The 19,326-nt window shown below is 60.2% G+C and carries 17 protein-coding genes; 5 read left to right on the top strand and 12 right to left on the bottom strand.

Features of this window, described 5'->3' with window-relative positions:
• Positions 1-110 precede the first annotated feature (110 nt).
• Positions 111-911, top strand: coding sequence for an enoyl-ACP reductase FabI (fabI, locus tag CCZ28_RS04380; RefSeq protein ID WP_140216231.1), 801 nt, complete (start codon positions 111-113; stop codon positions 909-911).
• A 41-nt stretch (positions 912-952) separates the two neighbouring features.
• On the opposite strand, the gene CCZ28_RS04385 is transcribed toward fabI, so the two are convergent.
• From CCZ28_RS04385 to CCZ28_RS04415, 7 genes are all read right to left on the bottom strand, one after another.
• Positions 953-1,816: a formate/nitrite transporter family protein gene (locus CCZ28_RS04385; RefSeq protein WP_140216233.1), complete on the bottom strand. Its 864-nt coding sequence runs from the start codon at positions 1,814-1,816 to the stop codon at positions 953-955.
• On the bottom strand, positions 1,816-2,061 hold the full coding sequence (locus CCZ28_RS04390; protein WP_058765317.1) for a hypothetical protein: 246 nt from the start codon (positions 2,059-2,061) through the stop codon (positions 1,816-1,818). Before CCZ28_RS04390 ends, CCZ28_RS04385 begins: the two co-directional genes overlap by 1 nt.
• Before the next feature lie 97 nt (positions 2,062-2,158).
• A complete protein-coding gene (locus CCZ28_RS04395) occupies positions 2,159-2,542 on the bottom strand; it encodes a response regulator (RefSeq protein ID WP_140216235.1) in 384 nt (127 codons plus the stop codon).
• Between the two features lie 107 nt (positions 2,543-2,649).
• Positions 2,650-2,862: a hypothetical protein gene (locus tag CCZ28_RS04400; protein ID WP_167509207.1), complete on the bottom strand. Its 213-nt coding sequence runs from the start codon at positions 2,860-2,862 to the stop codon at positions 2,650-2,652.
• Positions 2,863-3,162: 300 nt separating this feature from the next.
• Entirely contained in the window at positions 3,163-4,092 is a 930-nt protein-coding gene (catA, locus tag CCZ28_RS04405; RefSeq protein ID WP_140216237.1) for a catechol 1,2-dioxygenase, read from the bottom strand.
• A gap of 53 nt (positions 4,093-4,145) precedes the next feature.
• Positions 4,146-4,436, bottom strand: a complete 291-nt coding sequence (gene catC / locus CCZ28_RS04410; protein ID WP_140216239.1) for a muconolactone Delta-isomerase — start codon at positions 4,434-4,436, stop codon at positions 4,146-4,148.
• A 27-nt stretch (positions 4,437-4,463) separates the two neighbouring features.
• Positions 4,464-5,585 (bottom strand): muconate cycloisomerase family protein, encoded by a 1,122-nt coding sequence (locus tag CCZ28_RS04415; protein WP_140216241.1) that lies wholly within the window; start codon positions 5,583-5,585, stop codon positions 4,464-4,466.
• Positions 5,586-5,687: 102 nt separating this feature from the next.
• Here CCZ28_RS04415 and CCZ28_RS04420 point away from each other — a divergent pair, with 102 nt between their 5' ends.
• Positions 5,688-6,569: a LysR family transcriptional regulator gene (locus CCZ28_RS04420; protein ID WP_140216243.1), complete on the top strand. Its 882-nt coding sequence runs from the start codon at positions 5,688-5,690 to the stop codon at positions 6,567-6,569.
• A 42-nt stretch (positions 6,570-6,611) separates the two neighbouring features.
• Here CCZ28_RS04420 and CCZ28_RS04425 read toward each other — a convergent pair whose 3' ends face one another.
• From CCZ28_RS04425 to CCZ28_RS04445, 5 genes are all read right to left on the bottom strand, one after another.
• Positions 6,612-7,964 (bottom strand): OprD family porin, encoded by a 1,353-nt coding sequence (locus CCZ28_RS04425; RefSeq protein ID WP_140216245.1) that lies wholly within the window; start codon positions 7,962-7,964, stop codon positions 6,612-6,614.
• A gap of 1,330 nt (positions 7,965-9,294) precedes the next feature.
• Positions 9,295-10,770: an ABC transporter ATP-binding protein gene (locus CCZ28_RS04430; protein WP_140216247.1), complete on the bottom strand. Its 1,476-nt coding sequence runs from the start codon at positions 10,768-10,770 to the stop codon at positions 9,295-9,297.
• The gene (locus CCZ28_RS04435; RefSeq protein ID WP_140216249.1) at positions 10,767-11,588 is read right to left on the bottom strand and encodes an ABC transporter permease; all 822 of its coding nucleotides are present in this window, start codon (positions 11,586-11,588) and stop codon (positions 10,767-10,769) included. Before CCZ28_RS04435 ends, CCZ28_RS04430 begins: the two co-directional genes overlap by 4 nt.
• Entirely contained in the window at positions 11,585-12,520 is a 936-nt protein-coding gene (locus CCZ28_RS04440) for an ABC transporter permease (RefSeq protein ID WP_140216251.1), read from the bottom strand. Before CCZ28_RS04440 ends, CCZ28_RS04435 begins: the two co-directional genes overlap by 4 nt.
• Complete coding sequence (locus CCZ28_RS04445; RefSeq protein WP_240795231.1) at positions 12,517-14,013, bottom strand: ABC transporter substrate-binding protein; 1,497 nt, start codon at positions 14,011-14,013, stop codon at positions 12,517-12,519. The genes CCZ28_RS04440 and CCZ28_RS04445 overlap by 4 nt, the downstream gene beginning before the upstream one ends.
• Positions 14,014-14,950: 937 nt before the next feature.
• On the opposite strand from CCZ28_RS04445, the gene CCZ28_RS04450 reads away from it, so the two are divergent.
• The 3 genes from CCZ28_RS04450 to tal all read left to right on the top strand — a co-directional run bounded on the left by CCZ28_RS04450 (position 14,951) and on the right by tal (position 19,323).
• The gene (locus tag CCZ28_RS04450) at positions 14,951-16,498 is read left to right on the top strand and encodes a GGDEF domain-containing protein (RefSeq protein WP_140216254.1); all 1,548 of its coding nucleotides are present in this window, start codon (positions 14,951-14,953) and stop codon (positions 16,496-16,498) included.
• Positions 16,499-17,338: 840 nt separating this feature from the next.
• Complete coding sequence (dusA, locus tag CCZ28_RS04455; RefSeq protein WP_140216256.1) at positions 17,339-18,349, top strand: tRNA dihydrouridine(20/20a) synthase DusA; 1,011 nt, start codon at positions 17,339-17,341, stop codon at positions 18,347-18,349.
• Between the two features lie 47 nt (positions 18,350-18,396).
• Positions 18,397-19,323: a transaldolase gene (gene tal, locus CCZ28_RS04460; RefSeq protein WP_140216258.1), complete on the top strand. Its 927-nt coding sequence runs from the start codon at positions 18,397-18,399 to the stop codon at positions 19,321-19,323.
• Positions 19,324-19,326 lie beyond the last annotated feature (3 nt).

The following is a 19,326-nucleotide window of genomic DNA, read 5'->3' on the forward strand; positions in this document are numbered from 1 at the left end:
CTCCGGGGATCGGGACAAGATCTTGCTCTGACCTGCGCAGAGCCCTGCCCAACCCGACCGTCGGCCCTGCGGCTGAGGCGTCGGATTCAACATAGAAAGAGGAAAAAACCATGGGATTTCTCGCCGGTAAGCGCGTTCTCATCGTCGGCGTCGCCAGTAAGCTGTCCATCGCCTCCGGCATCGCCGCCGCCATGCACCGCGAAGGCGCGGAACTGGCCTTCACCTACCAGAACGAGAAGCTCAAGGGCCGCGTAGAAGAATTCGCTGCAGGCTGGGGCTCCAACCCCGAGCTGTGCTTCCCCTGCGACGTTGCCGACGACGCCCAGATCGAAGCCGTCTTCGCCGCCCTGGCGCAGAAGTGGGACGGCCTGGACTGCATCGTCCACTCGGTCGGTTTCGCCCCCGGCGATCAGTTGGACGGTGACTTCACCAGCGTTACCACCCGCGAAGGCTTCAAGATCGCCCACGACATCAGCGCCTACAGCTTCGTGGCCCTGGCCAAGGCCGGCCGCGAGATGATGCGCGGCCGCAACGGCAGCCTGCTGACCCTGTCCTACCTGGGCGCCGAGCGCACCATGCCCAACTACAACGTCATGGGTATGGCCAAGGCCAGTCTCGAAGCCGGCGTGCGCTACCTGGCTGGCAGCCTCGGCCCGGAAGGCACTCGCGTCAACGCGGTGTCCGCCGGCCCCATCCGCACCCTGGCCGCGTCGGGCATCAAGAGCTTCCGCAAGATGCTGGCCGCCAACGAGCGCCAGACCCCCCTGCGTCGCAATGTGACCATCGACGAAGTCGGTAACGCTGGCGCCTTCCTGTGTTCCGATCTGGCCTCGGGCATCAGTGGCGAGATCCTCTACGTCGACGGCGGCTTCAACACCACCGCGATGGGCCAGCTCAACGACGACGAGTGATGGCAGACAGAAGGGCCGGCATTTGCCGGCCCTTCTGCTTTTCAGTTCTCGCTACGCACCTGGGCGTGGCTGATCAACGCGAAGATCAGACTACCCCCGACGATATTGCCCGCCAGCGTAGGCCCGGCGAAGGTCAGCCAGAACTCTCCCCAGGTCGCCTCCCCGGCGAACACCAGATAGGCCACCTCCAGGCTGCCCACCACGATATGGGTGAAATCGCCTAGTGCCATCAGATAGGTGATGAGCACGATGATCCAGATCTTGGCGCTCTCCGCTGCCGGCAGCATCCAGACCATGGTGGCGATCATCCAGCCGGACACTATGCCCTTGGCGAACATGCCCGTGGCGTCGTTCTCCATGACCTTGGTGCCAATCGCGAGAAATTTCGCATCAGCCTTGGCATCGAACAGCGGCAGATGCAGGATCACGTAGGCCACCAGTATCGTACCCAGCAGGTTACCGATGAGCACCACGCCCCACAGCCGCCCAAGTCGACCGAAATTGTGCAACGTGGGCTCGCTCATCACCGGCAGGACTGCCGTCAGGGTATTTTCGGTGAACAGCTGCTGGCGCGCGAGGATCACCCCGAGAAACCCGGCTGAATAGCCAAAGCTGGCGATGATCTTGCTATAACCACCTTCGGGCAGATTGGCGTTGAGCAAGCCCATGGCCATCAGCGAAAGCCCCATGGTCAGCCCTGCTGCCAGCGCCGACCAGAACAGCGCGGCGATGGTGCGCTCCAGCTCGTGATCACCCTGGGAACGAATGATCTCGTGCAGCACCACGGCACGTGGCAGTTGGCTCTCGTCGACGTTTTGTTCTTCCTCGCGTGTCAGTTCTGGATCGTCCGGACCGGACTCATGACGCTGTCGTGGCTCTTCGGCCTTTCCCTGGTCTCGACTCATCAGACGGCCTGCTCATCCCAAAGGAGTTCATCGTCGTCACCTATTTCCGTCACTCGGTTGAGTGCGGCGTCGGCGGCCTCTTCTGCTTCGGATGCCAGATCGAAATGACGCTCGGTGGCCACCTTGTGGAAGGTGGGCTGGGCGTCGTCCCGCCGTGCCTTGACGGCGATGACCGCCTCGAATCCCTGTTCAGCGGGAACGGCGGACGAGATAGCTTCGTGATGAGTGAAATGCTTGATGGCCATGGGCGCCGATGTCTCCTGAAAACTGAGGCGACCGGATTGGTCGCGTCTGTTCTAGTAGACTGTTTCGGCGGAAAAACGATCTCCGTGACGAAGCGGATCAGCTACCCAGCAGTTTCTGAACCTGCAGGTGGAGACGTTCGAGAGAGAAAGGCTTGGTCAGCAAGGGGACCTTGCCCAGTAGCGAGGAACCGGTATCGATGATCTCGGCGGGGTAACCGCTGATGAACAACACCTTGAGATCCGGACGCAGCTTGAGGGCGGGTTCGGCGATCATCACACCGGAGACACCATCAGGCAGGCGGAAATCGGTGATCAGCAGATCGAGACGCGGACGCCCCGCGAGGATACGAAAGGCTTCCAGTGAGGAAGGTGCTTGGAGAACGGTATAGCCCAGTTCGGAAAGATAGTCCGCGAGAATCATCAATATCTGCGGCTCGTCCTCGACTACCAGGACGACCTTGCTCGTTTCCGCGCTCACCATCAAACCCCTATACGCACTCGCTCGGCTCCCTTGGACCGAAGGAGACCGTAAAGTTCAAACTTGTAGGATCAGTTACAGGCCGCCGGCTCGCCAGCGGCCTGTCGCCATTACTGCTGTTGCTTTTGGCCTTGATCATTGAGCGTGGTCTTGCCACCACCGGTGGCGGCGCCAGCACCTTCACCGGTCTTCTGGCCAGCCGGCGTACCCAGACCAGAGCTGTTGGCCTTGGGCGGATTGCCCACGCCCTCGGCAGCGAAGGCGGCGCCACTCACGGCGATCAGACCAGCAAACATCAAGGCAGCGGTTTTCTTAGCGTTCATGGTAGGACTCCGGTTTGATTGGACACTGTTTAGGCAGGCCAAGCGCCGATTCGTTCTCCATTCCCGCTCGCATGGGCTGTAACCGAATGCGAAATACCGCGTAAGCCACCACTTTAGCACAGAAGCCTTATGCCAGAGCCATCGCTCAAGCCTGAGTGCTTTCTCGTGCCCCCGCCCGACAATTCTGGCGCCCGCACAAACCAGTCCATCACCGGCAACCCTTTGGCCTGGCAGCCGCCGATTTATACGACGAAGCCCGGAACGCAGGACGTTCCGGGCTCTTTATCGACTGGTTCCGGTTCAGGCCTCGAGCGCCCGGACCCGCTCACGCCGCTCCTGGGCCGCCGGCTCCGCGGTGGGTTGCAGCTCGAAGTCGAATTCGATTTCGGCGAAACGTCCGCTCACCCCTAACGCCTCCGCGCGCGCCGGGTCCTCGTGGAAGTCGATCTGGGCGATCAGCTCGTCCCGTGTGGCATAGGCGAAATCATCGTGCAGGTACTGGTCACCCGCCAGGTTGATCTGGGTGGTCAGGTGGCGATGCTGGGGTGCCGAGATGAAGAAGTGGATATGCGCCGGGCGCTGGCCATGACGGCCCAGTTGGTCCAGCAGCTGCTGGGTCGGACCGTCCGGCGGGCAGCCATAGCCCGAAGGCACGATGCTCTGGAAGCGATAGCGTCCTTCGCTGTCGGTGACGATCCGCCGACGCAGATTGAACTCGGACTGGCTTGGATCGAAGTAGGAATAGGTGCCACCGGTGTTGGCGTGCCAGACATCGACGATGGCACCGGCCAGCGGCTGGCCATTCACGTCACGCACCACGCCCTGCATGAACAGCGGCGTACCGGCGTCGGCGCCATCGTCCAGACGTGCGCTGCCCTGGCACAGGGGCGCACCCGCGACATAGAGTGGGCCTTCGATGGTACGCGGCGTACCGCCCACCTGGCCTTGCTGGGCGTCTTCGGCGTCCAGGCGCAGATCCAGGTAATGCTCCAGCCCGAGTCCGGCCACCACCAGGCCCGCTTCCTGCCGCGCCCCCAGGACGTTCAGGTAGTTCACGGCGGCCCAGAATTCCTCGGTCGTGATGTCCAGATCGTCGATGATCTTGATGGTGTCGGTCAGTACCCGATGCACGATGGCCTTCATGCGGGCGTTGCCTGCGGGCTGCTCGAAGCCGCTGACGGTTTCGAAGAATTTCTGCACCTCGGCGGTGTGGGCGATACGTACGGTCATGGCGGTAATCCTCGTATTGTTCTTATCAGGCAGTCAGGCGAAACACAGCGTCGTTAGCGGTCGTCGGCATGGATTGACGAAGGATGTCGGCAGAGGGCGTTAACCTCGATCTCCATGTAGGGATACAGCGGCAGTTGCATCAGGGTGTCGTGCAGCGCCTGGGCGTCGGGTACGTCGAAAAGGCTTACGTTGGCGTACAACCCGGCGATGCGCCAGAGGTGACGCCAGGTACCCTCGCGCTGCAGACGCTGCGCTAATTCCTTCTCGTCGGCCTTGAGCCGGGCAGCCTGTTCAGCGGGCATGTCGGTAGGCAGCTTCACGGTCATGCGGACATGGAAAAGCATGGTAGGGACTCCTGGGCGAAAAGGGGGTCAACGGCGGGCGAAGCGCGCCAGGCGTTCTTCATCGAGCTGGACGCCGAGTCCCGGAGTGGTCGGGACCAGTAGCTGGAAGTCGCGGTACTGCGGCGGATCGATGAGGATGTCCTCGGTCAGCAGCAAGGGCCCGAAGAGCTCCGTGTGCCACTCCAGGCGGTCCAGGGTGGCGAAGGCATGGGCACTGGCGAGGGTACCGATGCTGCCTTCGAGCATGGTGCCGCCATAGAGTCCGATGCCGGCGGCTTCGGCGATGGCCGCGGCGCGCAGGACGGCCCTGGGGCCGCCGGTCTTGGCGATCTTCAAGGCGAAGATGGGAGCGACACCGGCCTGGGCCAGGGCAAAGGCATCGGCAACGGACTCGATGGCTTCGTCGGCCATCAGCGGAATCGGGCTGTGGGCGTTCAGGCGAGCCATGCCCAGGCGGTCATAACGCGGCAGCGGCTGCTCGACCAGCTCAACGCCGGCGGCGGCCAGGTCACGCACGGCCTTGATCGCCGCCGCCTCGCTCCAGGCCTGGTTCACGTCGACCCGTACGGAGGCGCGCTCGCCGAGCGCACGCTTGATGGCGGCGACATGGGCGACGTCCTGGGCGGGGCTGCGACTGCCGATCTTGAGTTTGAAGTGCCGATGCCGACGCAGGTCGAGCATGAGTTCGGCCTCGTCGATATCCTTGCCGGTGTCACCGCTGGCCAGGGTCCAGGCGCACTCCACCCCGTCGCGCACCCGCCCCCCGAGCAATTCGGCCACCGGCAGCCCCAGGCGCTTGCCCTGGGCATCCAGCAGCGCGGTCTCCACGGCGCTGCGGGCAAAGGTGTTGCCGCGCACGCTGCGATCGATACGCTGCATGAGCGCATTGAGGTTGGTGGCGTCCTGGCCGATCAGCGCGGGGGCGATCCAGGTATCCAGGTTGGTCTTGATGCTTTCCGGACTTTCGCCGGCATAGCTGAGTCCGCCGATGGTGGTCGCCTCGCCTAGACCGACGATACCGTCGCTGCAATGCAGCTTGAGGATCACCAGGGTCTGCCCGTGCATGGTATGCATGGCCAGCTTGTGCGGGCGGATGGTCGGCAGGTCGACGATCAGTGTCTCCAACCTTTCTAGAGTAGGACTGGCCATGGGCTCTGTACCAATGCGCGTTGTTGTTTGAGCCGAGATTGACGCGCAGGGAGGGTTACCGTCCAATATGGATTAGGTCTGGCTCCATACCTTGGAGGTATTGTGGAACTCCGGCAACTACGCTACTTCTGCGTGCTGGCGAAGACGCTCAACTTCACCCGGGCAGCGGAACTCCTGCACATTGCCCAGCCGCCGCTGAGCCGGCAGATCCAGCAGATGGAAGATGAACTCGGTGTGGTACTGATCGAGCGCGGTCGCCCGTTGAAACTGACTGAAGCCGGTCGGTTCTTCAACGAGCAGGCGGCGCAACTGCTCGAGCAGTTCGAACGTACCTGCGCCGATACCCGTCGTATGAGCGAGGCCAGCAAGAGATTCCTCAGTATCGGCTTCGCGCCGTCGACCCTCTATGGCCAACTTCCCGATCTGATCCGCCGGCTGCGCAGCCACGGCGACATCGAGCTGAATCTCGCGGAGTTGATCACCCTGCAGCAGGTCGAGGCGCTCAAACGCGGACGCATCGATATCGGCTTCGGGCGCATCCTCATCGAGGACCCATCCATCACCCAAGTCATCCTCCGCGAGGATCCCCTGGTGGCAGTGCTACCCAAGGGCCATCCGCTGCTGGCGGCACCGGTCAGCCTGGCTCAGCTGGCGCGACAACCCTTCATCCTCTATCCGGGCTCGCCCCGCCCCAGCTACGCGGACCATGTGCTCAAGCTGTTCGCCAGCCAGGGCCTGAACATTCATGTGGCCCAGACACCCAATGAACTGCAGACGGCCATTGGCCTGGTGGCAGCCGGGGTCGGAGTGACCCTGGTGCCGGCGTCGGTGCAGCGCCTGCACCGCGATGACATCGGCTACACCCCGCTGCTAGACGCCCAGGCAACCTCGCCCATCGTGGTCAGCTACCGTGCCGACGACCACTCCGCCATGCTGCTGGAAGTCTTGGCGGAACTGGAACAGTTAGCGCCCACAGGCGTGTGAGAACCCGGCGACCGCTGCAGGAGCGGCCGCCGGGCCTGCTGCTTAAAGCAGTCGCAGGGGGTAGTCCACGATCAAGCGCAACTGATCGACCGAACCACCGGTGGACGGCGATCCGCGGTGCCAGGCTTGACGCACGCGGATCGACAGCCCTTTGGCAGCGCCCGACTGAAGGACGTAGCGACCTTCCAGGTCGAGTTCCCGCTCGCGATCATCGGCCCCATACAGCCCGCGGTAGGCGCTGTTGGCAGGAAGACCGCTACCGTCGATATCGGTACCCTTGACGTACCGGGTCATCAGACTAAGACCGGGCACCCCCAGTGTCTTGAAGTTGAGGTCGTAGCGTGCCTGCCAGGAGCGTTCGTTGGGGGCGTTGAAGTCGGAGAACATCACGGCGTTGCCGAGGAGCAGCCCCGAGCCGAGGCGGTTGTTATCGCCCATGCCAACATAGTCGGCCGGGGTATCGCCGTTGATCTTCTGCCAACCCAAGGTGAACGTCTGAGGGCCCTGAGTGTAGGCAGCTGCCAGGCTGTAGGACGTATTATCGATAGGACCAGCGTTCGCCTTACCTGTATCGACCGTGTGATAGAGGTTCGCATCGAAGGTCAGCGACTGGGTGCTGGACAGCGCCTTGACCAAATTCAGGTTGCCGTAGTACTGATTCCAGATGTTATCCAGTTGCGCCCCATACAGCGATACACTGACGCCTTTTACCGGGCTGTACTTACCCCCGGCGAAGTCGATGCTAGCGGCCCGCCGCCGTGCGTAGCCGGCCCAGAGATCCCCGTCCCTATTAGTACTGACCTGATCGGTAGCCGAGGTGAAATGCCCAGCCTCCATCATCAGATCGGCAACGTCGGCACTGACCACGCTCCAGCCCGTTGCGGTTTGCGGAAACAGCCGACTGGTACTGATGGCGAAAACCGGCGCCGAGGGTGCCTGCTGGCCATAACGAACCACCGTCTTGCCCACGCGTAGCTTGACCGCTGCACCAGCACGAGAGTACTCATCCGCCGGCTCGTTCCCCGCATGGACGGGTAAGTTACCCGTCCCACGACGGCCCGGGCCACCATCTAGCTTGAGCCCTAGATAGCCAAAGGCGTCGACCCCGACACCCACGGTGCCCTGAGTGAACCCCGACTGATAATCCATCAGGAAGCCCTGAGTCCAGTCCTGCTGATTAGCCCGGCGGTTGGCACGGTCACTACTGAAGTAATAGTTACGCAGGGTCAGCGTAAGCTTGCTGTCGTCCACGAAACCTTCGGCAAGGGCCGCTTCGCCGCTCGATAACAGCGCACAGCCTCCCACCACACCCAGTGCCAAGGGGCGGAAAAGTCGGCTAAGACCTGGTTTATAAATATTAGTTGGTGTTCCTATCTGACAATGCGAGCGTTCCATGACGTCCTCTGTTCGTTATTGGCAAGGCTTGATGGGAGGGGCGCGCAGCCAGGAGCACTAGGGCAGCGAGGCCACCCCATCACGCCATGTACTGCGCGTTGGATAGGGCCCGCACTCCCCCATGCGGGCCCAAATATCGGGTCAGAGAGCGCCGGCAAGTCGACCGCTGAAAAAGAAAAAGCTTCGAAGAAAGGCCTCGAAGGGTTTCTTCAATTTGAATAGGATGGATTTATTGCTCAATGCAGCAACGTCTACTGATAAGTAATCTGGCGGCTGCATCTTCATTTTGGAATCATTGGCGGAAAACGGTATTTTTATCGATGTCATCGGTTTGCCGTCTTACAACATGAAGAAAATAGCCGAGCCATTGGATGTGCTCCATCATTTAACGAGAAACGACGCTGACTGAGGTTCTCACTATAGTGCAGCAGGCCTTCGCATAGGCTTTACCGAAAACTAGAGACGAACGCTTCGAGATGGTGCCGGTTACGATGCTTGACGGCTCAAGCCCAATGTAGAAACAAATTGTCGCTTGGGTTCCCTCTATGGATTTTCCGTTCAGATGTCACGTTGCAACCGGAGAAAATCTACGACATGAAATATAAAGAGACCTCATCCTGCTTTCTTTTTTCGTCATGTGTCAAGCACCTAGAGAAACACTTTTAAAAAGTCTTAAAAGTAAAACTTTTATTACGTAAAAATGATAATTCAATTTAGACCACGACCCCATGCTCTTCGACCACAGAAAAGCAGCAGAGATAAAAGACAAAGATATACTATGACCAGGATATAACTGAAGGAGTGACAACCAACAAGCTCTGCGACAGCTGTATTCATATCGCCAGGATCGACGACCAGCAACGCCGCCTAATGCCTTGACCCGCCTGGTAATTGCGGATCTTGTCGCCTAGGCGAGCCAATCATTAAGACCAATAACCAATAGGACCCAAAGCAATACCTGATCAGTACTAAGATATTACTAAATAATTCGCGACACTCAAACGTTTGCCTTAACACCTAGCTACCGGCTGCTATTCGTCTCTTATTGCTCGTCGCTAATACCTAATCGCAGGTCGCTATTCATTAGCCTCCATACTGAGCAGTATGCTGTGATTGACAGTTTTTAATGTATAGCCTGTAGACTAATTCAATAGATGAATGATCGTTGATTTTCTCGAAGACGCGTTGAGCAAACCCCGCCAACACCCATCCATTGAGCGATCTCCGGCAGCTAAATGTCCGCCAGCACCTTCAATAGATGGGTGATATTCTGAATTAGCGTCCCGCGTACCAGGGCAAAAGGTTAGTTGTGCGAATGCCAGCGAAAGCTTTAGACAGTCTTGGTTAGGATCTCTTCCAGGTTCTCAGGACGAGGCTCCAGATCTGGCAGATTCCGCGTGAGCGCCGCCGGGTCTGCCAGATGGATGCGCCGATCGGCCACAGCCTCGACCAGAGCTTCGTCATGACTCACCAGCAGGATGGCGGTTCGTGCTTCCTCGGCCATTTCCACTAGTAACTCGATCATTTCCCGTTGGGTGATGAGATCGAGTCGTGAGCTGGGTTCGTCCGCGAAGATCAGCGCGGGCTCCAGGAGAAGCACGCGCAGCAACGAAAAGCGCTGCAGCTCGCCCCCGGAGATGTTGCCCGGCAGCCGATCCAACAGGCGCTCGTCGAGCCTCAAACGCTGCATCAGCCGACCGATGCGGGACGCATCCAGACGATGCAACCGGACCAGATCGGCCAGCAACTGACGGACTGTAGCCGCTGGGGCGAAGGCAGCCACCGGATCCTGGTGCAGCTTCTGGAAGGCGAAACGACTGAGCCCCGGCTTGCGTCTCATGGTGCCCGCACTAGGCGCGGCGAGCCCTAGGATAACGTCTCCCAGAGTCGACTTGCCGCAGCCGGATGGACCGGTCACGCCCAGGATTTCGCCTGGCCGGACCTCGAAGGACAGCGCCTCGAAGAGTTGCCGACCGCCCCGCTGGACGGCCAGGTTCTCGACCGCCACAACGGGCTCACCTTTCTCGCCGCGACGCTCCCGACGCGGCCAACGAGTCGGATCGGCTGCCAGCAACTGACGGGTATAGGCATGCCGTGGTTGACCGAGGATCTGCTCGGCGCTACCGGACTCGATCACCCGCCCCTTGAGCATGATCATCACCTCACCGCCCAGACGACGCGCGACTTCGAGATCGTGGGTGATGATGAGCAGGCTGCCACCTTCGGCCAGCATGGCCTTGAGTAGTGCGATGACCTCGTCGATCCGGTCACGATCCAGCCCCTTGGTGGGCTCATCGGCGATCAATACCGGCGCACCGCCTGCATGGGTGGCGGCGAACGCCAGCCGCTGCGCCATGCCGCCCGACAGTTGGAATGGATACTTGCGCTCGGCCCCTGCCAGCCCCAGGCGCGCCAGAGCCGCCATGGCCTTTTCACAGGCCTGGGTGCCCGAAAGGCCGCCTACCTGGGTATAGGTCTCCGTCACCTGGGCCAGCGCCCTCATGGTCGGGTCCAGGCTCAGCCAAGGCTCCTGCGGTAACACGGCAAGTCCCCTGCCCCACTGCTGGCGGCGCCCGACCTGGCGGCCCTCTTCGGCGAAGCCATCCGGCAAACGAATCTGGCCATGGGCCTGTAGGCCGGCCGGCAGGTTGCCGACCAGTCCCTGGGCGAACAGGCTCTTGCCCGAGCCGGTCTCCCCGATGATCGACAACACCTGGCCTGGCGCCAGGCTGATGGACAACGGTTCCACCAGTTGCCCCTGCTCGCTACGGATTTCCAGGGCGGTGGTCATGAGCGATGACGTCATGGCTTGCGTCCTCCGGTGATGAGCATCAGTGACAACACGGTCAGAAAGATAGCGATGATCGGCAAGGCGATGACGAAGGGCGCCTCGGCGTAATAAGGCAGCAACTCGGTGATCATCAGCCCCAACTCGGCGGTGGGCGGCCGCACTCCGATACTCACGAAGCCGAGCGCGGCGATGGCCATGATGGTCGAGGCGGCACCGAAGGCGGCGATGGTCAACAGCACCGGAGCCAGTTGCGGCCAAAGATGCCGCCGCACGATATAGACGGGGCCGAAGCCCAGCAGTTGGCTGGCCGCTACCGCCGGCGATGCCAGCACCGTGCGGGAAAGCGCGCGGGTCATGCGGAAATACTCCACCCACAACACCAGGGCGACGGCGCTATAGAGCGCGATAAAAGAGCCCGGGAATACCGCGACGATCAATAGCACCAGGAGCAGACCCGGCAATGCCAGGAACAGCTCAGCCACTCCGCCCAGCAGCTTGTCGACCGCGCCGCCCTTCCAGGCGGCCAGGATACCCAGCAGCACACCGGGAATGGCCGCGGTGCAGACGCTGATGAAGGCCAGCCCCAGGGAAAAGCGGATGGCGACCGATAGCCGCGCCAGCATGTCCCGCCCCAGGTGGTCGGTGCCCAGGGGATAGGCATCGCTGGGCGCCGTGAGGATCGCCAGATAGTCCTGCCGGGCGATGTCGCCCGACCACAGCAATGGCGTGAGCACGGCGAAGGCGACCATAGCGGTCAGCAATCCCATGCCCAACCAGCGGGCCGAAGCGCGCGCAGGCGGCGCCGCGAGGACGCCGGAATTGTCCAGGCTCATGAGTTTCTCCCGCGTGGATCGATCAGGTGATTGGCGACATCGACGCAGGTATTGAGGATCACGAACAGCAGCCCCATTGCCAGGGCCGTGCCCTGCACCATGGGCACGTCGCGCTGGACGATGGCGTGGACCAGCCCATGACCGATCCCCGGCCAGGCGAAGAGCGTCTCCACCACCACCACGCCCTCGATGAGATACACCAGCTGTACGCCCAGGTAGGTCACCACGGGAACGCCGATGTTGCGCAGGCCATGGCGCAGGAAGACGCTGGCACCCCGCAACCCCTTCAACTTGCCGAAGGCATAGTAGGCCGAGGCGGCCACCTCGACGGTGGCATCCCGGGCCACCCGCGACGACACCGCCGCAAGGCCCAGCGCGAGGGTAAGGGTCGGCAGTACGCTGTGCCAGAAGGTACCGTGCCCAGCCGCCGGAAACAGCTTCCAGGAGATGGCAAACAGCAGTACGAAGATCACCCCCAGCACGAACTGGGGCAAGGCGCGCACGGCAGTGGTCAGAACCAGCAGGGTCCGGTCCAGCAGACTGCCCGGACGCAGACCGGCCAGCACGCCCAGCGGCGGACCAAGCAGCAGCGACACACATACGGCACCGATCGCCAGCCGAATGGAACTGCCCAGTTCATGGGCGACGACCGCCATGACGGGTTTACCGGAGACCAGTGAGTGGCCCAGGTCCAGCGTCAGCAGATCACCGATCCAGGCGAGGAAACGCCACAGCAGCGGTTGATCGAGATTCAGCTCCGCCCGCACCGCTTCGGCGGCTGCCGTATCCACCATATCGTAGCCATAGCGCCCGGCGGCGATGCGGTACGCGGCATCACCAGGCAGCAGGCTCATGAAGAGAAACGTGAGGGCGCCTACCAGCAGCGCTACCATGACCGCCTGCAATAGACGGAAGCTCAACAGCCGCGTCATTCGACCCACCGCATCTTGCTCAGCCCGAAGGTACGCTCGAAGGGATCAATGGCCGCTCCGTCGACGGCGTTCGAAACGGCGATCGTCTGTCGATACCAGGCCACCGGGATCACCGGCAGCTCATTCTGCACCTGAGCCATGGCGGCGTGGCGCTGCCGCTGCTGTTCGGCCGGATCATCAGTGTTCAGCAAGGCATGCAGCGCCTGGTCGAAAGCGGGATTCTTCCAGCCTAGCGGTCCCCACTCCCCGCCCCCGTTGCCAAAATCATTGAGCAGGGTAACCAGCGGATCGGGCGCCAGAGCGAAGTTACGGCCATAGAGCGCAAGCTGGAGCGACCCATCGTTATGCGCTGCCGGGATGGCGCTGGAATTCTGTACCGAAACCTCCACATCGATCCCGACATCCTTGAGCTGGGCTTGGAGCGCCGTGGCGATCAGCGGTAGCTCGGGACGATCAGAATAGGTCAGCAGCTTGAGCTTGAGCGGTTTGCCATCCTTTTCCAGGATGCCATCGGTCCGCGGCACCCAGCCTTGTCCGGCCAGCAGCTTGCGCGCGGCAGCGGGATCGTAGGCGAGCGGGGCCAGTCCAGCGTCATGCCAGGCGGGCACGTTCTTGGCGAACAGCTGGGTTGCACCGGTACCGGGCGCACGAAGTACGGCGGTCGCGATTCCTTCGCGCTGTATGGCCAGGCTGAGTGCCTGGCGTACCTCTACCGGAGCGGTAGCCCCTGCGCCGGAATTGGGGGTCAGTAGTACCACCCGAGGAACCGGCTCGATCAATACCTTAAGGTTGCTCGAACGCGTGAGCTTGGCGATGCTCGGCGGATCGAGCTGGAATACCAACTCCGCGTCCCCGCTTTCCGCCATCAGGGTGCGTGTCTCACCGCGCCCTGCCGCCAGATAGGTGGTCTTGACGATCTCTGGCTTGGCTCCCCAATACCCATCGAATCGCTCGGCGGCGAGGCGTTGGGGCGGCTCCAGCAAGGTCACCCGGTAAGGACCGGTACCGATGATCTGCTGCACCTTGCCTTCGGCGTCGAAGGAGCTGAGAGCCAGGATATTGGTGGAGGAGTGAGCCAGCAGTGCCAACAACGGCTTGAAGGGCTTGGCAAGCTGGATCACCACCTCGTTGCCCTCGGCGGTGATCGATTCCATACCCGCCTGCTTCAATACCCCCGGTTTGCTGCGTGCCACTTCGAGTACGCGAGCAACGCCCGCGGCGGTAAGCTCGGTGCCGTCATGGAATTTCACCCCCTGGCGAATAGCCAGACGCCAGGTCCTGCCATCCGCCGAAGCGACCCAGCGCTCTGCCAGGCCTGGTACCGGATTGCCTTGGGCATCGCTGTCCAAAAGCGTCTCGGCGATCTGCATGCGCTGGAAGACGAAGCCTGAAATGGACGGGTCCAACCCTCCGATCTCGAAGGGGCCGACAACATCGAAAACCCGCTCTTGGGCCGAGGATGCCAAGGGAAACAAAGCCACCAGCGTCGCCAATGCAGACGCTGCCATGGCAGTGCGGAAGGGGCGATATGAAGACATGACAATCCTTATGAAAACAAAGCACCAATGTCGGCCATGAGCCTCCTTGCAGGAGCCTGGCCGCCGAGGCCGCACGTTATATCATAACGATTTCAGCTTGAAATCAGACCTCTCCCCGTTAGCAACATCTTGAAATACCTCGGGAATATAAGGCTCGATAGCTAGTAGACCATCGCTAGTCGTGTGCAAGACGACTGGAAAGATGCTGCCAGAGTTCAGGAGAAAATCCGGCGTCTGTCTGCTCAAAGACAGTTCTGAACTGATCAAGTCCTGCATAGCAGGGTTACCGAGGAACCGAATAGGTCTACACGTCCGCACCCAAACCTTCACCGACTCTACTAAAGGACAGCGGCCATCCATGTAGTTATTGAAAAACGTTTGAAGCCTTGATGAAGCAAGGCTTAGCGAGACCTTACCGGCGAACTCCGCAGGTGAATCGATTAACGGCACTTTAAATAAAAGTTATTATCTCCATCATTTCGACCATACAGTCAAATTCTCTCTTTTTGTGATGAACATCACATCACCACAGTTGCTATTCCCTTGGAGATGGAGAGGATAGGCCCCGCCACCCCAAGGCTTACCAGCGAAGGAATGCAAGGCATGAACCTCCAGGGCCACGATTTTTACTGACAATGCTTTGAAGATCTTATGCAAACAGACATATTCTAGCAAACCAACTGCACTCGACTACCAAGAGCGCTTTTCCAACCCGGAAGTGAAAGTTGCCAGAAGAGCGCTTCAACCTGGCGACAAGGCCCTTATCAAATGGACCAAGTTTCAGCATCAGGCCAATGTCCTACCAAAAATGCCGACCTGCCTTATGTAACTGTTCGAAGAATAGCTCTTACTCGACCTGACATCTAAACTTCCGACCTGAGACGCTCGATTCATGCCAGACTTTTACGACCGGAATGCCGCCAGCGCGGACCAGACACCCAGGCAGACCTGGGTGTCTGCCATGGTGGTATTCGCGACGACATTCCTGGTTCTCATCTACATGTGCGGACAGATAAAAGAAAGATCCAAACTCGTGACTATCACGAACTTTCACATGCTTGCAGATGAGCGAATAAGCAGGGTAAAAAATCGATTCCAGTCCGAAGCGCGCAGAATCGAGGGCGCAAAGCGCTTTATAGAAAACTCCGACATCACTACTCAAGCAGAATTCAAAGGATTCATCACGCCCTTTCTTTATCCAGGCGGTGCCTATCTCTTCGTCCGCGACTTGAACGAACACAGCTATAAAACTGCAGGCTTGACCAGTGAAGGCCCGAGCGATTCCGGCTTTGACTACCGTGCCTACTCGAAAGCCAAGCGTGGCGAGACACCGCGACAAGGTAGCAACTCGCGACTAATGATCCTTTACTCGGCCTCACAACAACCAGACATGCGCTCTGGCGTAAGCATAGATACCGTCGACCCGACACTCCCTCAATTCTTCGAAAAAGCAAAAAACTCCTCCCAGCCGGTGGTATCCGCCCCCATCAAGCTCAGTAACGGAAAATTCGGCATTTTTTTCATAATAGCCGTTGGCTGTAAAAATGAGATCTGTCCAAAGGACGCGGCGTTCGTGGCAGCCATGGTGCCCATGGCGGAACTGATGGAAACCGGCCTTCCCGCTTCAAGCACTGGGCAGATGGCGATCAATCTATATTTTGTCGGTCCTGATGATAAATCCATCTCCATCTACACCAACGATGTACAGGAAACGCAACAGGCAGACTTCACTCAAGCCAGAAGCCTTCTACCTGACGACACCCGCTACGGCATGACCCTTTCAGCATCGGATAGTTTCGTTCTCGCCCAAGGGGAAGACTTTAAGATTTCCTACTTCATTGCGCTCAGTATCATCGTGAGCGGCTTGCTGGCGATGATGTTCTTCGTACTGGCTAACCAGAACCGAAAAACAGCTTATTTGGTTCTGAAAAGAACCCATGAAATGGATCTCATGGCACGCACCGACTCCCTGACCGGCGCCTATAACAGACGTCATTTCATCGAGGAGATGCGCCATCACACGGAGTCGATTCACCCCATATTCATCAAGCATGGCCTCATCGCACTGGATATAGACAAGTTCAAATCGATCAACGACAGTTTTGGTCACAACAAGGGCGACGAAGTACTGTCCGCATTAGTCCGCATCGTCTCGGAAAATCTGCGAATGAAAGATGTTTTTTGTCGCAATGGTGGTGAGGAGTTTTTCGTTGTTTGTCCTGATACGGATGCGGCCGGCTGCTTCATACTGGCGGAAAAATTGCGCCAACGCGTCGAAAGTCACGCCTTTCCCATAGGACGGCAGGTGACCGCTAGCTTCGGAATAACGGAGTTTTCCTATGGAGAAACCATTACCTCGATCACCGAGCGAGCGGATCGAGCGCTCTACCGAGCCAAGGTAGCAGGCAGGAACCGAATTGAGATCGAGGAATCAGCCTAGCAGACGAGGCCGGTCGACCCGCTTCCTTGGTCTGTCAAACCATATCCTGGGGTGGAAAGCGGGTTCGGCTTACCCGCCCATCAAACATTTCTCCTATGGCGGTCAACGCAGCCACATCAAGTTGCCGGGTCTTCCTGAGGTACAAGCACAGGCTCTCCAACGCGAAAGATGGACTCTTTTTGGATTGAAGCCCCTTAAGCCTCTACCGCTAACAGTCATCCCCCTAGTCGGATTAGGTTCTGTACGAAAAATACCTGCGCTCGGTGATGCTTCGTTGAAAAAGGCCTGGATGGCAAGCCCGGCCTAGGCGGCCCCGTCGCAATGCTCATTTACCGCTCGTAAACTCGAGCGCGAGCCCGGTCGAGCGCGACTCCGATCCGCTTCCTCAGCCTTTTTCGTGGGGCCGCCTAGGCCTCGCCTGACCTTCGCTCGGCGATTTTTCGTACAGAACCTAAAGATCCGATGGGTACCATCACCATGCCCATTAGCGGCGTCACGCCGCGTCCCGGATCACGATAGATCATCGCCCTTTCCCTCGGCATTGCTACGGCCAGCCTGCTCCCATGCGCCAGGCCGCGTGGATTCCATTTGCGCTTTTTCAACGAGATCCGAGTGGCCTGCTACCGGTCGAATGTGCGGGATTCCTGATAGACTCGGGACTCAATCCCGCACGATGCGGACCCGGGGCCGTGTTTGCAGTGTCGCCGTTCCTCGGCGCCACCAAGTGATCGCTCCCCTATCGATTTGCTACCTGCCTGCTCGCGAGTGCCCTGTTGGAGCAACGCGCCCCGAGAAACCGGCTGGGATGTAGCAAAACGGGCCTAGAACAGACGTACCAAGATGCTTGCCGAAACCGCCTCAAACCCAGTGACCACGCGCCCTGAGCCCTCCCGCCGCTTTTCCGTGGCGCCGATGATGGATTGGACGGATCGTCACTGCCGCTATTTCCATCGCCTGCTCTCCCAGCACGCACTGCTCTACACCGAGATGGTCACTACTGGTGCCCTGCTGCATGGCGATGCTCAGCGCTTTCTGCGGCATGACGACACCGAGCATCCGGTGGCCCTGCAACTGGGTGGTAGCGTCGCGAGTGAGCTGGCAGCGGCGGCGCGCCTGGGTGAGCAGGCGGGTTATGACGAGATCAACCTCAACGTCGGCTGCCCGAGTGACCGGGTACAGAACAACCTGATCGGCGCCTGCCTGATGGCCTATCCGGAACGAGTGGCCGATGGAGTCAAGGCGATGCGTGATGCGGTGGCCATTCCGGTCACGGTCAAGCATCGGATCGGTATCTCCGGCCGGGATAGCTACGAGTCCCTGCGCGACTTCGTCGGCCAGGTCGCCGAGGCCGGATGCCGTAGCTTTACCGTTCACGCGCGTATCGCCATTCTGGAAGGCCTCTCGCCCAAGCAGAATCGCGAGGTTCCTCCACTGCGCTACGAGGTCGCTGCGCAGCTGGTAAAGGATTTTCCCGACCTGGAGTTCATTCTCAACGGCGGCCTCAAGACCCTGGATACCTGCCGTGAGCAGCTGCAGGTGTTCGATGGTGTGATGCTGGGTCGCGAGGCCTACCAGAATCCCTATCTATTGGCCGAGGTGGACGCCGCGCTGTATGGGTCGGAAAGTCCTCGGATCACCCGTCATGCTGTCATGCTAAGCCTGCGACCCTATGTGGAAGCCCATCTGCAGCAGGGTGGTGCTATCCATCACGTCACCCGGCACGTCCTGGGCCTCGCGCAGGGCTTTCCCGGTGCCCGGCGCTTTCGTCAATTGCTATCCACCGACCTGCATCGCAGCCCCGATCCGCTGCGCCTGTACGACGAGGCCACTGAACTTCTCAGAGGCCACTGAGTCACGTCTCCACGATGTCCATTCGCTAACCGAAGGAAAGACCTGCCATGAGCAAGCTGGAACAACTCAAGCAATACACCACGGTCGTCGCCGATACCGGCGATCTGGACGCCATCGCCCGCCTCAAGCCCTACGACGCCACGACCAACCCCTCGCTCCTGCTCAAGGCCGCCGCCCTGCCCCGCTATGAAGATCACCTGCAGGCCGCCTTCAGTGGCGCCGGTGGCGACATCGGCCTGGCCTGCGATCGCTTCGCCGTGGCCGTGGGTGGTGAGATCCTCAAGTTGATCCCCGGCCGCATTTCCACCGAGGTGGATGCACGCCTGTCGTTCGACACCAATGCCACCCTGGACCGCGCCCACCGCCTGATCGAGCTGTACGAGAAGGCCGGTATCGGCAAGGACCGCGTGCTGATCAAGATCGCCTCCACCTGGGAAGGCATCCGCGCGGCCGAGCAACTGGAGAAGGAAGGCATCCAAACCAACCTGACCCTACTGTTCTCATTCGCCCAGGCCGCTGCCTGCGCCGATGCCGGCGTGTTCCTGATCTCGCCCTTCGTCGGTCGCATCTACGACTGGTACAAGAAAGCCGAGGGCCGCGATTACGAAGGTGCTGAGGATCCGGGCGTGAAGTCCGTGACCCGCATCTACCAGTACTACAAGGCCAATGGCTACAAGACCGTGGTGATGGGCGCCAGCTTCCGCAACCTGAACCAGATCGAGCAGTTGGCCGGCTGTGATCGCCTGACCATCAGCCCCGAACTGCTCCAGCAACTGTCGGACGCCCAGGGCGACCTGCCGCGTGTGCTGACCGCCGACTCCACCACTGGCGAGCCCAAGCAGCAGCTGAACGAAGCTGCCTTCCGCTGGGCGCACAACGAAGACGCCATGGCCACCGAAAAACTGGCCGAAGGCATCCGCCAGTTCGCGCGCGATCAGGAAAAGCTGGAAGTGCTGCTGCCCGGCAAGCGCTAAGCG

Origin of the sequence: Pseudomonas oryzihabitans (assembly GCF_006384975.1) — a bacterium.
Taxonomy (GTDB): Bacteria; Pseudomonadota; Gammaproteobacteria; order Pseudomonadales; family Pseudomonadaceae; genus Chryseomonas; species Chryseomonas psychrotolerans_B.

Excerpts from the sequence above, each read along its gene's own strand:
- CCZ28_RS04400 (WP_167509207.1), bottom strand. The coding sequence starts at position 2,862 with ATGAACGCTAAGAAAACCGCTGCCTTGATGTTTGCTGGTCTGATCGCC.
- CCZ28_RS04450 (WP_140216254.1), top strand. The coding sequence starts at position 14,951 with ATGCCAGACTTTTACGACCGGAATGCCGCCAGCGCGGACCAGACACCC.
- catA (WP_140216237.1), bottom strand. The coding sequence starts at position 4,092 with ATGACCGTACGTATCGCCCACACCGCCGAGGTGCAGAAATTCTTCGAA.
- CCZ28_RS04435 (WP_140216249.1), bottom strand. The coding sequence starts at position 11,588 with ATGAGCCTGGACAATTCCGGCGTCCTCGCGGCGCCGCCTGCGCGCGCT.
- CCZ28_RS04440 (WP_140216251.1), bottom strand. The coding sequence starts at position 12,520 with ATGACGCGGCTGTTGAGCTTCCGTCTATTGCAGGCGGTCATGGTAGCG.
- tal (WP_140216258.1), top strand. The coding sequence starts at position 18,397 with ATGAGCAAGCTGGAACAACTCAAGCAATACACCACGGTCGTCGCCGAT.
- CCZ28_RS04385 (WP_140216233.1), bottom strand. The coding sequence starts at position 1,816 with ATGAGTCGAGACCAGGGAAAGGCCGAAGAGCCACGACAGCGTCATGAG.
- fabI (WP_140216231.1), top strand. The coding sequence starts at position 111 with ATGGGATTTCTCGCCGGTAAGCGCGTTCTCATCGTCGGCGTCGCCAGT.
- dusA (WP_140216256.1), top strand. The coding sequence starts at position 17,339 with ATGCTTGCCGAAACCGCCTCAAACCCAGTGACCACGCGCCCTGAGCCC.
- CCZ28_RS04425 (WP_140216245.1), bottom strand. The coding sequence starts at position 7,964 with ATGGAACGCTCGCATTGTCAGATAGGAACACCAACTAATATTTATAAA.
- CCZ28_RS04395 (WP_140216235.1), bottom strand. The coding sequence starts at position 2,542 with ATGGTGAGCGCGGAAACGAGCAAGGTCGTCCTGGTAGTCGAGGACGAG.
- CCZ28_RS04415 (WP_140216241.1), bottom strand. The coding sequence starts at position 5,585 with ATGGCCAGTCCTACTCTAGAAAGGTTGGAGACACTGATCGTCGACCTG.
- CCZ28_RS04390 (WP_058765317.1), bottom strand. The coding sequence starts at position 2,061 with ATGGCCATCAAGCATTTCACTCATCACGAAGCTATCTCGTCCGCCGTT.
- CCZ28_RS04430 (WP_140216247.1), bottom strand. The coding sequence starts at position 10,770 with ATGACGTCATCGCTCATGACCACCGCCCTGGAAATCCGTAGCGAGCAG.
- catC (WP_140216239.1), bottom strand. The coding sequence starts at position 4,436 with ATGCTTTTCCATGTCCGCATGACCGTGAAGCTGCCTACCGACATGCCC.